The sequence below is a fragment of the Novosphingobium resinovorum genome, assembly GCF_027922145.1.
Classification (GTDB): domain Bacteria; phylum Pseudomonadota; class Alphaproteobacteria; order Sphingomonadales; family Sphingomonadaceae; genus Novosphingobium; species Novosphingobium resinovorum.
The window spans coordinates 220,043-233,141 of the sequence record NZ_BSFC01000003.1 but is presented as its reverse complement, the minus strand read 5'-3'; the positions used below and the strand labels follow the sequence as shown (position 1 = coordinate 233,141).

Sequence of the window (13,099 nt, the reverse complement as noted above, 5' to 3'; positions counted from 1 at the left end):
CCTGCAGACCTCCCGCATTCGTACCACCCCCTCGGGAACCATCCGCCCGCCCGCAGCTTGCCAGCACCGCCTGCGCATCCTAATGCCTCTTCACCTTTTCAAGACGGACCCCCTCGCTTGATCCTATCCCCCTTCGAATGGACGATCGCCAAGCGCTACATGCTGCCCGGAAAAGGCGAGCGCTTCATCGCTCTCGTCGCCGGCATCAGCCTCGTCGCGGTCATGCTCGGCGTGGCCGCGCTGGTCATCGTCATGAGCGTGATGAACGGTTTCCGCGCCGAACTGTTCGACAAGATCGTCAACCTCAACGGCCACGCCATCATCCAGGCTTACGGCGGCCGCCTCGACAACTGGCAGAGCGTCCTTGAGGACGTGCGGGGGACGCCCGGCGTCACCCGCGCCTCGCCGCTGATCGAGCAGCCGCTGCTGGCCAGCTTCAATGGCCGGGTCGAGGCTATCCTGGTGCGCGGCAACACCGGCGAGGACATCAACCGCCTTGCCGACAAGGTGAAGGCGGGCAATCTCCCCGAACTGAAGACCGGGTCCGACAACGTCGCGATCGGCAAGCAGCTGGCGCAGAACCTAGGCGCGCAAGTGGGCGACGTGATCACCATTATCAACCCGGCGGGCCGCTCGACGCCCTTCGGCACGGTGCCGCGCCAGATCGCCTACCGCATCGCGGCGATCTTCGAGATCGGCGTCTACGACTACGACAACGCCTTCGTGGTCATGCCGATGAAGGACGCGCAGACGCTGCTGCTGACCGGCGACCAGATCGGCATGATCGAGGTCACCACCAACAACCCCGACCGGGTGGGTGAGATACTCGCGCCGCTGACGCGCCAGCTCTCGGGTCGCGCAGTCGTCACCGACTGGCGCACCATCAACGCCTCCTTGTTCGAGGCGCTGGCGGTGGAGCGGGTGGCGATGTTCGTGATCCTGTCGATCATCGTGCTGGTGGCGGTGTTCAACATCCTCTCCTCGCTGATCATGCTGGTGCGCGCCAAGACACGCGACATCGCGATCCTGCGCACGATGGGGGCGACGCGGCACTCGCTGCTCAAGGTCTTCGTCACGGCGGGCTTCTGCATCGGCGCGATGGGCACCGTGGCGGGTGTGATCATCGGCTTCATCTTCCTCTATTTCCGCCAGCCGATCGTGCATCTGGTGGAGATCCTGACGGGCCAGAACCTGTGGGACCCCTCGATCCGCTTCCTGACCGAGCTGCCTGCGCGCTCCGACCCGGTGGAGATCGCCACGATCTGCATCATGGCGCTGGTGTTCAGCTTCCTTGCCACGCTCTACCCCGCCTACAAGGCGGCGAGCACCGATCCCGTGCAGGTGCTGCGCTATGAATGATATCGTTGACCCTGTCGTCCGCCTGACCGACGTGACCCGCAGCTTCGAGCAGGGCGGGGTGAAGATCGACGTCCTGCGCGGCGTGAACCTGCAGGTCCGTCCCGGAGAGATCGTCGCGTTGCTCGGTCCCTCGGGATCGGGCAAGTCGACGATGCTGCAGGCGATCGGCCTGCTCGAAGGCGGCTTCGGCGGCAAGATCGAGATCGCCGGGATCGACGCCAGCAAGCTGGGCAAGGACCAGCGCGCGGCGGTGCGTCGCGATCACATCGGTTTCGTCTATCAGTTCCACCATCTGCTGCCCGACTTCAACGCGATCGAGAACGTCGTGCTGCCCCAGCTGATCACCGGAAAGCCGCGCTCCGAGTGCGATGCGAGAGCGACCGAACTGCTCACTGCGCTTGGCCTCGGCGCAAGGCTGGAGCATCGTCCGAGCAAGCTCTCGGGCGGCGAGCAGCAGCGCGTCGCCGTGGCCCGCGCGCTGGCCAACCGCCCGCACATGGTGCTGGCCGACGAACCCACCGGCAATCTCGACGAGGCGACGGCGGACAAGGTCTTCGCCCAGTTCCTCGCGCTAGTGCGCGGAGAGGGCAGCGCCGCGCTCGTCGCCACGCACAACGAGCGGCTGGCGGCGGCGATGGACCGGGTGGTGCGACTGCATGACGGGGTGCTGACCTGAGCGGCGCAAGCGCAGTTCTCTCATGCCCCTCCCGCTGACGGGAGGGGCAGGGGTGGGCAATCTCAGGTTCCTGATTCTTCGCCGGAACCGCCGTTGAACTCGCGGTTTTCCTTTCCCACATTGCTTAATCCAGGCGATAAGAAAGGAACCCGCCAATGAGCGACATCCCGTCCACTATCGCAGCCGGCAGCACTCCGCCTCGGAGCTTCGGCTGGGACGACACGGCCGAACTGCACAAGTGCGAGGACGGCGGCGGGCTGTTCCACAACTTCAAGACGATCCGCCGCGGCACCGTGGCGGAACTGGTCGCCTTCGTGATGGGACTGCCCGAGGCGAAGCAGGACGACTATGCGATCGAGAAGGACGGCGACCACACGATGCGCATCGGGGAGATTCGGCACCTCTCGCGGCGCGCCGATTTCCCGGCTTCCTGAGCGCTATCGGTGAGTACAGACCCTCGCACCATTGCGGATTTCAACGCGACATTGCCCAATGGCGAGACGATCAGCCTCGCCGACCGGCTGGGCAAGGTGGTGCTGGTGGTCAACACCGCCAGCAAGTGCGGCTTCACCCCGCAGTACAAGGGGCTGGAGGAACTCTGGCGCAAGTACCGCGAGCAGGGGTTCGAGATCATCGCTTTCCCCTGCAACCAGTTCGGCGGGCAGGAGCCGGGGGATGCCGACGAGATCGCAGCCTTTTGCGAGGTGAACTTCGGCCTTTCCTTCCCGCTGATGGGCAAGGTCGAGGTCAATGGGCCAGACACTGTGCCGCTTTACGACTGGCTCAAGGCCGAGGCGCCGGGACTGCTGGGCTCGAAATCGATCAAGTGGAACTTCACCAAGTTCCTCATCGACCGCGAAGGCAAGGTAGTGCGCCGCTATGCGCCGACCGACAAGCCCGCTGCGCTTGAGCAGGCCATCTCCAGGCTGCTGTCGTCGTCCCGGACTTGATCCGGGACCGCTGGCGGTCTTTAGTCCGCAGCGTGCGCCGTGCGCCTTGCCGAAAGGTGGGGACGTTCACGGCCAGCGGTCCCGGATCAAGTCCGGGACAACGACGTCAGGAGACCTTCTTGAAAGAGCCCATTTTTCTCTCGGCCATTCTCTTTGCCACCACCGCCTGTTCACCGGTTGCCGTCGCCGATCCTGTGGCGGTCACGCGCAGCGGCGAGGTCCGGGGAGAAGTGAGCAAGGGTGTGGTCAGCTGGAAGGGGATTCCCTTTGCCGCGCCGCCGGTGGGCGATCTGCGCTGGCGCGCGCCGCAACCGGTCGCGGCGTGGACGGGCGTGCGCCCGGCGACCGCCTATGGCCATGACTGCATGCAGAAGCCGTTCCCCAGCGACGCCGCGCCGCTCGGCACCCCGCCGGCCGAGGACTGCCTCTACCTTAACGTCTGGAAGCCGGAAGGCGCCAAAGCGAAGCTGCCTGTGGTGTTCTGGATCTACGGCGGCGGTTTCGTGAACGGTGGTTCCTCACCCCCCACGTACTCGGGCGCGGAACTGGCGCGGAAAGGCGTAATGGTGGTGAGTTTCAATTACCGGGTCGGCCGCTTCGGCACTTTCGCTCATCCGCAATTGAGCAAGGCGGATGCGGACGGGGGATTGCTGGGCAATTACGGCACTCTCGATCAGGTGGCGGCGCTCAAGTGGGTGCGTGACAACATCGCGGCCTTCGGTGGCGATCCTGACAACGTGACCCTCATCGGCGAAAGTGCGGGCGGCATGTCGGTGCACATGCTGATGACCTCGCCGATGACGCAGGGCCTGTTCGCGCGGGCCGTCGCCATGTCCGGCGGTGACGGCACGGCGCTCGGTGCGGGAGGTCTGGCCGAAGCCGAAAAGACCGGGGCCGCCTTCGCCGCGACCAAGGGCATCGCCGAGGATGATCCCCAGGCGCTCGTGAAACTGCGCGCGCTGCCGGCGGAGCAGGTGGTCGATGGCCTAAATCTCGAGGCGCTGTTCGCGGCGAAGCGCCCGCCGTTCTCCTCGCCTTTCGTCGACGGGCGCATCGCCGTCGACGTGGCCAAGGCTTATGCTGCCGGCAAGTTCGCCAAGGTTCCGGTGATGGTCGGGGCCACCAGCGCCGACATGGGCGGCCCGGACGGCTTCATGATCAAGGGTGCCCGTGATGTCGCGCGCACGCTCTCGCAGTCGGGCGTGCCGGTCTACGCCTATCGCTTCTCCTATGTCGCCTCTTCGGTTGGAAAGCCGGGGGCGGGGCACGCGAGCGACATACCGTTCTTCTTCGACACCCAGGCGATCAAGTATGGTGACGCGACGACCGCCCGCGACGATGCTATCGGGAACATGATCAGCGATACGCTAGTCGCCTTTGCGACGACGGGAAATCCCAACGGCGGCAAGCGTCCGAACTGGCCGCGCTATGATCCGGCCCGGGACGTGATCATGGACTTCGCCGTCGATGGCGAGGCGCGCGTGGGCCGCGATCCGCTGACGGTACGCTAGGCGGAGGCGCGGCGTCCGGCGGCAGCGCGAAAGTCGATCGGCGCCGTGTCCTTGCGTTCACCCGGCTCGGCCATGACCGTCTGGTTGCGGCCGAGGCGCTTGGCCGCATAGAGCGCTTCGTCGGCATCGGTGAACCGCGCCGCATGATCGTCGCCGGGTTCGAGCATGGCCACGCCGACGCTGATGGTGCAGCGGCGCGTTTCGCCACCGCTGACGTGACTGCGTGCCTCGAAGGCGATACGCATCGCTTCGGCGCGGGCCATGATCGCCTCTGGCGTGCGGGCCTGGATGATGGCGGCGAACTCCTCCCCACCGACGCGGAACACGTTTCCGGCGCCGAGGGTCTCGCGCGCGACCATGGCGGCGCCGACGATCACCATGTCGCCGAAACCGTGGCCGAGCCCGTCGTTGATCGCCTTGAAGTGGTCGATATCGAGCACTGCTACTGCGGTGCTTCCTTCTGCCCGAGGCGTGCGGGCGAGCGCCTCCATGCGATCGTCCAGCGCGCGGCGATTGCCGATCCCGGTCAGCGGGTCGATAGAGGCGAGACGATAGTGCTGCGCCGCTAGCTGCTCACGCCCCAGCGCCGTCAGGAACACGCCGAGCAGCAGCCCTTGCAGCACGATCAGGAAGTTGAACAGCGCGATCGACCAGACTTGCGTTTCCTTCGGCCCGAAAGGCGCGGGGAGTGAGAGCGAGAATGGCGCGCGCAGCAGTTCGAACACGCAGAAAACCGCGAAGATCCAATAGAGCGTCGTGGCCGACTGCAACTGCGGCTGGCGCATCCGCATGAATTCGCGCGCGGCCAGCCCGTCGAACAACGCAAAGAGCAGCACGCGCGGCAACATGCGCAGTTCCGAGATCGCATCGTCGGCGCCGATAGTCGCCGAGAACAGCAGCACCGCCACGCACGGCAGCAGCATCAGCAGCGGGCGAGGGCGGCGCCCTCCCGTCACTCGTGCGGCCAGCCAGGCAGAGCCGTATACGACGGTCAGCGCAAACCAGCCGAGCCTCAGGCCCAGCGGTCCCGGCAGGATTTCCGGATACGTCAGCAGGATACCGGCTGGCACCGCAATGCCGAACGGGGCGAACTGCCAGCGCCGCTGTGTCGGGCGACCGTCCTTGAACCAGGACAACAGGATCGCGATGCACATGATAGCACCGAGCGCAGTGCTGCACGCGGCGATGGTGGTGATGTCCGGCATCCGGTCAGCAGCACTTTCGAAACGGATGCGGCAGATCGGTCATCAGCAGGTCCGTTCGAGGATGCGAATCACATCCGGCCCATCCGGATGTGCACGTAGACGCATAGAGGGGTGTCGTTAACGCTTAGTGTTTGTGCGAGGCAAGAGCGTCGCGTCGCAAATCATTGCTTGAGCGGGAGTTTCCTGAGGGTGCAGATTACGTGCTCGCGGACTTTCGATCGTCGCAAGGGCCGCCATCGATCGCCTCTGGTTAACCATGCCTCCATGTATCCCCTGCCTTGTCATGTCACAGCCTTGATTGCGGCGGGGGGCAGTGCATAGATTTAGCGGATGCCGCATGCTTCGTTCGTACCGCTTCGCATCTTCTCCAGCTTCACCATGCTGGATGGCGCGATCGACCCGAAGGCGATCGCCAAGCTGGCCAAGGAGCGCAAGTTTCCCGCTGCCGGATTGTGCGATCGCAACGGCCTTTATGCTGCCCCGATCTACGCGGGTGCTGCCAAGAGCATGGGCGTACAGCCTATCGTCGGCACTTTCCTCGCCATCGCCCGGCCCGGAGCTGTGGCGCAGGGGCAGGAGCGCCCGATCGACTGGATCGCACTCTTCGCGCAGAACGAGGCGGGCTGGCTTAACCTGTGCCACCACGTCAGCCGCGCGCACCTCGACCGACCGCTGGAGATGGACCCCAACGTCGAGCTGGACTCGCTGCGCGGCTATACCGACGGCCTGATCTGCCTCACTGGCGGCAACGAGGGCGCACTTGCACGGCTTTATGCGGCCGGCCGCCACGAGCAAGCAGAAAGCTACTGCGACACCCTCCAGTCGCTGTTCGGCGACCGCCTCTACATCGAGATCACCCGGACCGGCGAACCTGAGGAGGACGAGAGCGAGGAAGACCTGATCGCGCTCGCCTACCAGCGCGATATTCCGCTCGTTGGCACCAACCCAGCGCAGTTTGCCGAGAAGACCTTCCACGCGGCCCATGACGCGATGCTGTGCATCGCCAACTCGACGCAAGTTGATGCGGCGGACCGTCCGCGTTCCTCGTCCGAGCGCTGGGTGAAGCCGGCCGCCGAGATGGCGGAGCTGTTTTCCGACCTGCCCGAGGCGCTGGCAAACACGCTCGTCGTCGCGCAGCGCTGCGCGTACATACCGCCAAAGCGCAAGCCGTTGCTGCCGAGCCTCGCCGGCGATCGCGAAGGCGAGGCACGCATGCTGGCGGACGACTCGCGCCGTGGTCTTGCGGCGCGCCTCGCGCCATACTGGCCAGAAGTGACCGAGCAGGAACTCGACGAGGCGATGGCGCTGAAGGGCGACGAACGCCGCGCCGCATATGAAGCCCTGCGTGAAAAGGGCGTCACCGAAGACTTTCTCGAATACGCGGATCGTCTCGATTTCGAGGTCGGCATCATCGTCGGGATGGGGTTCCCTGGCTACTTCCTGATCGTTGCCGACTTTATCAAATGGTCGAACGAGAACGGCATCCCGGTGGGTCCCGGCCGTGGTTCGGGTGCAGGCTCGCTGGTGGCATGGGCGTTGACCATTACCGGCCTCGATCCGCTCAAGCTCGGCCTGCTGTTCGAACGCTTCCTCAACCCCGAGCGCGTCTCGATGCCGGACTTCGACATCGACTTCTGCGAAACCCGGCGCGGCGAGGTGATCCGCTACGTCCAAAAGAAGTACGGGCACGATCACGTCGCGCAGATCATTACCTTCGGCAAGATGAAGGCCCGCGCGGTGCTGCGCGACTGTGGCCGCATCCTGCAGATGGGCTATGGCCGCGTCGATTCGCTGTGCAAGATGGTGCCCAACCATCCGACCGATCCGTGGACGCTGACCGAGACGATCCAGGGGCGCAAGGCGCACGGCGTCACCAAAGACCCGCCGGTCGCGGAGTTCAAGCGCGAGTACGACAACGACCGCGAAGTGCGCCGTCTGGTAGATCTCGCGGTCCAGCTTGAGGGTCTGCCGCGCAACTCGTCCACCCACGCGGCGGGCGTGGTGATCGGTGATCGCCCGCTGGCGCAGCTGGTGCCACTCTACCGCGACCCGCGTTCCGACATGCCGGTGACCCAGTTCGACATGAAATATGTCGAGGATACCGGACTCGTGAAGTTCGACTTCCTCGGCCTCAAGACGCTGTCGGTGCTGCGCAAGGCGTGCGACCTTCTCGAACGACGTGGCATCACGATCAACCTGTCGACGCTCGCGTGGGATGATCCGGGCGTTTACGAACTGCTCAAGCGCGGCGATACGGTGGGCGTGTTCCAGCTCGAATCGGAAGGCATGCGCCGCACGCTGGCGGCGGTGAAGCCGACCAACTTCGGCGACATCATCGCGCTCGTTTCGCTCTATCGCCCCGGCCCGATGGACAACATCCCGCTGTTCGGCCAGCGCAAGAACGGCCTCGCACCGATCGAGTATCCGCACGACAAGCTGGCGGGCATCCTGGGCGAGACTTACGGCATCTTCGTCTACCAGGAACAGGTCATGCAGGCCGCGCAGATCCTGGCGGGCTACTCGCTCGGTGACGCCGACCTTCTGCGGCGCGCGATGGGCAAGAAGGTCCAGGCGGAAATGGACAAGCAGCGCCAGCGCTTCGTCGACGGCTGCAAGGAAGTCTCGGGAATCGACGCCGCCAAGGCCAACGAACTGTTCGACTTGATCGACAAATTCGCCGGTTACGGCTTCAACAAGTCGCACGCAGCCGCCTACGCGCTGCTGGCATATCATACGGCGTGGTTCAAGGCCCATTACCCGCACGAATTCTATGCCGCAGCGATGTGCTTCGACATGCACCAGTCGGAAAAGCTCGCGATATTCGTGGACGACGCGCGACGCAACGGCATCGAACTCGCCGCGCCCGACATCAACCGCTCGGAGGCCGAATTCATCGTCGAGGAGACGGCCGAAAGCCACGCAGTGCGCTATGCGCTGGCGGGTATCCGCAACGTCGGCGAAAAGGCGATGGACGCCATCGTCGCCGAGCGCGAGGCGAACGGGCCGTTCGTCGATCTCGACGACGTGTTCCGCCGCGCGCCTGCCGGATCGATGAACCGCCGCCAGCTGGAAAGCCTGGCGGCAGCGGGTGCGTTCGATGCGCTGGAGCCGAACCGCGCCAAAGTGCTCGCCAATGCCGATACCCTGCTCGCCGAGGCAGACCGTTCCTCGCGTGAGCGTAATTCCAGCCAGCACGGGCTGTTCGGCGGAGACGATCACGTCGAGCAGGCCCTTCGTCTTGTCGAAGCAGACAAGTGGGACCGTGCCGAGCACATGGCCAAGGAGCGCGAGACGTTCGGCTTCTACTTCGCCGCACATCCGGTGGAGCAGTATCGCGCGGTCGCCTCTGCCAACGGTGCGCGGACGTACTCCAGCCTCATGGCCGGCGGCGGAGGAGGCCGCACCGGCGCGGTGATGGCGGCGATGGTGGAGGGCGTCCAGAAGCGCAAGACCCGCAAGGGCAAGGACTTCGTGATGGCCGACTTCTCGGATTCGTCAGGCAATTTCTCGGCTTCGTGTTTCGAGGAGAGCCTGGTCGAGAACTTCGTGAAATGGGCCAAGGAAGGTGCCTGCATCCTCCTCAATGTCGAACTTGATTCGCCCAGTCCGGACGAACCCCCGCGCGTCACCGTACGTGGCGGCAGGCCTCTGAACGAAGTGAAGGCCGACGCTCGCATGGTGCTCAAGCTCGACATCGATCGGGTCGAGGCGGTGCAGGAGCTGGCGCTGCTGATGCGTCCCGGTGCGCGCGGAGCGGGGGAGGTGATCGCAACGCTCCACCTCGGAGACGGGCGCACGCAGAAAGTGCGGCTCGGCCGTGACTTCGCGCTCGACGGCGAATTCGCCGAGCACCTTCAGAGTGTGCAGGGGATAACGAACGTCTCGCTGACGGCCAAGCGCGGACCTGAGCGGGTTGCCATGGCCGCCTGATCCCCCGGCGCGGGGCTGCCTTCGCGCCGGATACTGCCTGATTACTTGTCAGTCTTGACCGCGTCCTGGGCAGCATCGCCGACCTTGGTGGCGGCATTGCCGACGTCGTTGGCAGCTTCGGCGATGGCGTTGTCCTTGGCGGTCTCGCTGTTCTGGCTGAACAGGTAGATGCCGCCGACGATCGCGACGAGCAGCACGAGGGCCATCACGATCCCGGTGCCGCCGCCCGTCGAGCGTGTTTCGCGTATGATGGTGGTCTGACCCGGCGCCGCGTTTGCCGGGTGTTCGGTGGTAACGGTTTCTTCTGCCATGGTGGACTCCTGTCCTTTTGGTTGCTGGCAGGAGGAACGCGTAATTTTTGGGGAGGTTGCCCGACAAGTTGTCGGGACGTCTTCAGCGGTCGGGATACTGCGGTGGGCGTTTCCCCTCGACAGCGGCGACGCCTTCCGAGAAATCCTTGGGCATCAGCATCATGACCTGCTGCCGATCTTGCCTCCCACCACACCCGACAGTGACCGGGCATCGAGATTGCGGTTCGGCGTTTATTTGGTGAGCCTGAGGCCCATCGGCATTGTCGACCGTCTCCCCCGCATCGCGGCGTTCGACAAGGATCGGATGGGCCATGGCGCAGGACAGGCCGGGCCGGAGATTGCGTAATCACCAGAGCGCCATCGTGCTTGCTTACAAAAGCGAGAGTTGCCCATCCAGAGAGGGGCGACGGAACCGTGTGCAATCCAGTGCGACATGCGGCCCTGTGATGCCCAGTCGCGTGGCGGCCACGCGGAAGCGGCGGCGGAACAGGTCGGCCCAGACGCCCTCGGGCCTCATGCGGGTAACGAAATTCGGATCGTTGTCCCGTCCGCCCCGGATCGAGCGGATCGTCGCTATCACCTTGCCGGCGCGCTGCGGAAAATGCGCGTCGAGCCATTCACGGAACAAGGGAGCGACTTCGTGCGGCAGGCGGATCACGATCCATGAGGCCGACCGGACACCGCGCGTGGCGGCATCCTCCAGTATCGCTTCCATGAAACTGTCGGTAATCGACGGGATGACCGGGGCGATCGAGACATGTGCCGGCACGCCCGCCTCTACCAGTCGACCGAGCGCTGCCATGCGTTTGGCGGGTGAGGCTGCACGCGGTTCAAGTTTCTGCGACAGCACCGGGTCGAGGCTGGTCACCGATATTCCCACATGCACGAGATTGTGCGTCGCAAGCCGTTCCAGCAGGTCGAGGTCGCGCAGCACGCGGTCGGACTTGGTGGTGATCGTCACTGGATGGCGCACATCGAGGCACAGTTCCAGCACCTCGCGCGTGATGTGATAGCGGGTCTCGATCGGCTGGTAGGGGTCCGTATTGGTGCCCATCGCGATCGGCGCGGGCTTGTAGCCGGGCTTTGCCAGCGTTTCGCGCAAGAGCTTCGCAGCGGTCGGTTTAGCGAACAGTTTCGTTTCGAAATCGAGGCCGGGCGAGAGATCGTGATAAGCATGCGTGGGCCGCGCGAAGCAGTAGATGCAGCCATGCTCGCACCCCCTGTAAGCGTTGATCGAACGGTCGAACGGCACATCGGGCGACTTGTTGAAAGAGAGGATCGAGCGCGGGTGCTCCTCCGTAACGGTGGTCGCTGGGTGGCGGGCAGGGCCGTCGACCGTTTCTGCCGCGTCGAGCCAGTCACCGTCCGCTTCGCGTGCAGGCAGGTTGAAGCGCGCGCTCGCCGCGCCACTGATCGCTCCTCTGCCCTTGATCGCTTCCATGGTAGTGGGTTGAACAAAATAGGAACAAAAGTCAATCTGTCGTTACGTGTCCCAGCGCAGGTTGATCTTGCTGCGCTGCACCCTTAGGCGGGCGTGAAAGGGGAATTTAATGGCAGGCGCAGCGCGCAGGGTCGGAGCCGAGACGTCCGCGACACGGGCGGTCATCGTCGAGGCCACCAACCAGTTGATCCGGGACGAAGGCTATGCCGCCGTCAGCACGCGGCGCGTGGCGGCCCGGGCAGGGCTCAAGCCCTCTCTGGTGCACTACTATTTCCCTACCACCGACGACCTGCTGGTGGAGGTTTCGCGGCAAGGGGCGGCGCAGAGCGACCGCATGATCGAGGAGGCGCTGGCTTCCGACGACCCGCTGCGTGCGCTGTGGGGATTCTTCATCGATACCAGCAGGGTGGCGATGGCGCTGGAGTTCATGGCGCTCGCCAACCATCGTCCCGCGGTGCGTGACTACATGGCGCAGCACAGCGAGGAAATGCGCGCGCGGCAGGTCACGATCCTGCAGCACCTGCTCGGCGACAGGTTGGACCGGCTCGATGGCTTCGATGCGGCGGGGTTCAGCGTCGTTCTTGCCGGGATCGGACGGGCGGTGGTGATGGAGCAGGGGCTGGGGGTGAAGACCGGTCATGCCCAGGCGATCCGTATCGTAGAAGGTTGGCTGGACAAGCTGGCCGCCTGAGACACGATGCCGACACATACCGCGCGGGCGCTGATTGGGGTGCCGCAGGGGGTGGTGTGTGCAACTCGGCTTGATTCTCTCGGATGCTGGGCGAAGAACGTGGTAACAGCGTTCTCATACGGCATTCCTGGGAGACAAGGCCATGACGGTCGCCACCACCACTGCTCAGCTGAAGGCTGAGCACATCAAGCCGAAGATCGGCAGCCGCATTCTCAATTCGAAGGAAGAACTGCTTTCCGGCGAACTCGCCGCGCAACTGCGCGAAGAGCTTGAGGCGCGCGGCATCCTGGTCTTTCCGAAGATCAATTTCGATGACGCGGAGCAGATCGCCTTCACCAAGACGCTCGGCGAATACGCGCCCGAGGGGCCGGACGGCGGGCCGAGCAAGATCACGCTCGACGTGAAGGAAAACCCGGCCAGCGCGGAATACCTCAAGGGTTCGCTCTACTGGCACATCGACGGGACCCGCAACGAAGTGCCGATCCTGGCCTCGCTGCTCTCGTGCAAGGTGCCGAGCCCGAAGGGCACGGGCAACACCGGGTTCTCGAATACTTATGCCGCCTATGACGCGCTGTCCGACGAGGACAAGGCATATTACGACGACTTGCGCGTGCTCCATGGACCCTGGGCCTCGCTGTTCTACTACGAGCCGGAGCCGAGCCTAGCCAAGCTCAAGATCATGCAGGGGATCGGCGAGAAGGTGCTGCCGCTGGTGTGGAAGCACGCCTCGGGACGCAAGTCGCTGGTGCTGGGTTGCACCTGCCATCACGTGCAGGGCGTCGACCACCTGGAGAGCGCGCGGATCATCCATGGCCTGCGCGAATGGGCGACGGGGCCGGAGTTCACCTATAGCCACGAATGGTCGGTGGGCGATCTCGTGATCTGGGACAACACCGGCACCATGCACCGCGCGGAGGCTTACGACCCGACGTGCGGGCGCATGATGCACCGCACCAAGCTGGAGGGCGAGGAACCCTGGGCGGTGGAGTAGCGCTGAACGATTTCTCCCCGCGCGTGTCTCGGGG

General features: G+C 64.8%; 12 protein-coding genes. 9 read left to right on the top strand and 3 right to left on the bottom strand.

The window, feature by feature from the left end; all coding sequences use genetic code 11:
* Positions 1-117: 117 nt before the first annotated feature.
* The 5 genes from PKE80_RS02600 (at position 118) to PKE80_RS02580 (ending at position 4,496) form a co-directional block, all read left to right on the top strand.
* Complete coding sequence (locus tag PKE80_RS02600) at positions 118-1,359, top strand: lipoprotein-releasing ABC transporter permease subunit (RefSeq protein WP_271181154.1); 1,242 nt, start codon at positions 118-120, stop codon at positions 1,357-1,359.
* A complete protein-coding gene (locus PKE80_RS02595) occupies positions 1,352-2,035 on the top strand; it encodes an ABC transporter ATP-binding protein (protein ID WP_271181153.1) in 684 nt (227 codons plus the stop codon). Before PKE80_RS02600 ends, PKE80_RS02595 begins: the two co-directional genes overlap by 8 nt.
* A 155-nt stretch (positions 2,036-2,190) precedes the next feature.
* On the top strand, positions 2,191-2,469 hold the full coding sequence (locus PKE80_RS02590) for a hypothetical protein (protein ID WP_008829733.1): 279 nt from the start codon (positions 2,191-2,193) through the stop codon (positions 2,467-2,469).
* A 9-nt stretch (positions 2,470-2,478) separates the two neighbouring features.
* Positions 2,479-2,985, top strand: a complete 507-nt coding sequence (locus PKE80_RS02585; protein WP_271181152.1) for a glutathione peroxidase — start codon at positions 2,479-2,481, stop codon at positions 2,983-2,985.
* 119 nt (positions 2,986-3,104) lie between these two features.
* Positions 3,105-4,496 carry a carboxylesterase/lipase family protein gene (locus tag PKE80_RS02580; RefSeq protein ID WP_271181151.1) on the top strand — a complete coding sequence of 464 codons (1,392 nt, stop codon included), beginning with the start codon at positions 3,105-3,107 and terminating at the stop codon, positions 4,494-4,496.
* On the opposite strand, the gene PKE80_RS02575 is transcribed toward PKE80_RS02580, so the two are convergent.
* On the bottom strand, positions 4,493-5,701 hold the full coding sequence (locus tag PKE80_RS02575) for a GGDEF domain-containing protein (RefSeq protein ID WP_271181150.1): 1,209 nt from the start codon (positions 5,699-5,701) through the stop codon (positions 4,493-4,495). The genes PKE80_RS02580 and PKE80_RS02575 overlap by 4 nt on opposite strands.
* Before the next feature lie 330 nt (positions 5,702-6,031).
* Here PKE80_RS02575 and dnaE point away from each other — a divergent pair, with 330 nt between their 5' ends.
* The gene (dnaE, locus tag PKE80_RS02570) at positions 6,032-9,631 is read left to right on the top strand and encodes a DNA polymerase III subunit alpha (protein ID WP_271181149.1); all 3,600 of its coding nucleotides are present in this window, start codon (positions 6,032-6,034) and stop codon (positions 9,629-9,631) included.
* A gap of 41 nt (positions 9,632-9,672) precedes the next feature.
* Here dnaE and PKE80_RS02565 read toward each other — a convergent pair whose 3' ends face one another.
* Positions 9,673-9,942, bottom strand: a complete 270-nt coding sequence (locus tag PKE80_RS02565; RefSeq protein WP_271181148.1) for a hypothetical protein — start codon at positions 9,940-9,942, stop codon at positions 9,673-9,675.
* Here PKE80_RS02565 and PKE80_RS02560 point away from each other — a divergent pair.
* Positions 9,941-10,288 carry a hypothetical protein gene (locus PKE80_RS02560; protein ID WP_271181147.1) on the top strand — a complete coding sequence of 116 codons (348 nt, stop codon included), beginning with the start codon at positions 9,941-9,943 and terminating at the stop codon, positions 10,286-10,288. The genes PKE80_RS02565 and PKE80_RS02560 overlap by 2 nt on opposite strands.
* Positions 10,289-10,312: 24 nt before the next feature.
* Here the strand turns inward: PKE80_RS02560 and PKE80_RS02555 are convergent, their stop codons facing one another.
* Positions 10,313-11,383: a PA0069 family radical SAM protein gene (locus PKE80_RS02555; protein WP_271181146.1), complete on the bottom strand. Its 1,071-nt coding sequence runs from the start codon at positions 11,381-11,383 to the stop codon at positions 10,313-10,315.
* A 109-nt stretch (positions 11,384-11,492) separates the two neighbouring features.
* Between PKE80_RS02555 and PKE80_RS02550 the strand changes: the two genes are divergently transcribed.
* The gene (locus tag PKE80_RS02550; RefSeq protein WP_271181145.1) at positions 11,493-12,074 is read left to right on the top strand and encodes a TetR/AcrR family transcriptional regulator; all 582 of its coding nucleotides are present in this window, start codon (positions 11,493-11,495) and stop codon (positions 12,072-12,074) included.
* A gap of 142 nt (positions 12,075-12,216) precedes the next feature.
* Positions 12,217-13,065, top strand: a complete 849-nt coding sequence (locus tag PKE80_RS02545) for a TauD/TfdA dioxygenase family protein (protein WP_271181144.1) — start codon at positions 12,217-12,219, stop codon at positions 13,063-13,065.
* Positions 13,066-13,099 lie beyond the last annotated feature (34 nt).

What these genes read in the sequence shown, in the direction of transcription:
- PKE80_RS02555 (WP_271181146.1), bottom strand. Translation starts at nt 11,383, where the DNA reads ATGGAAGCGATCAAGGGCAGAGGAGCGATCAGTGGCGCGGCGAGCGCG.
- PKE80_RS02575 (WP_271181150.1), bottom strand. Translation starts at nt 5,701, where the DNA reads ATGCCGGACATCACCACCATCGCCGCGTGCAGCACTGCGCTCGGTGCT.
- PKE80_RS02545 (WP_271181144.1), top strand. Translation starts at nt 12,217, where the DNA reads ATGACGGTCGCCACCACCACTGCTCAGCTGAAGGCTGAGCACATCAAG.
- PKE80_RS02595 (WP_271181153.1), top strand. Translation starts at nt 1,352, where the DNA reads ATGAATGATATCGTTGACCCTGTCGTCCGCCTGACCGACGTGACCCGC.
- PKE80_RS02550 (WP_271181145.1), top strand. Translation starts at nt 11,493, where the DNA reads ATGGCAGGCGCAGCGCGCAGGGTCGGAGCCGAGACGTCCGCGACACGG.
- PKE80_RS02565 (WP_271181148.1), bottom strand. Translation starts at nt 9,942, where the DNA reads ATGGCAGAAGAAACCGTTACCACCGAACACCCGGCAAACGCGGCGCCG.
- PKE80_RS02560 (WP_271181147.1), top strand. Translation starts at nt 9,941, where the DNA reads ATGGTGGACTCCTGTCCTTTTGGTTGCTGGCAGGAGGAACGCGTAATT.
- dnaE (WP_271181149.1), top strand. Translation starts at nt 6,032, where the DNA reads ATGCCGCATGCTTCGTTCGTACCGCTTCGCATCTTCTCCAGCTTCACC.
- PKE80_RS02590 (WP_008829733.1), top strand. Translation starts at nt 2,191, where the DNA reads ATGAGCGACATCCCGTCCACTATCGCAGCCGGCAGCACTCCGCCTCGG.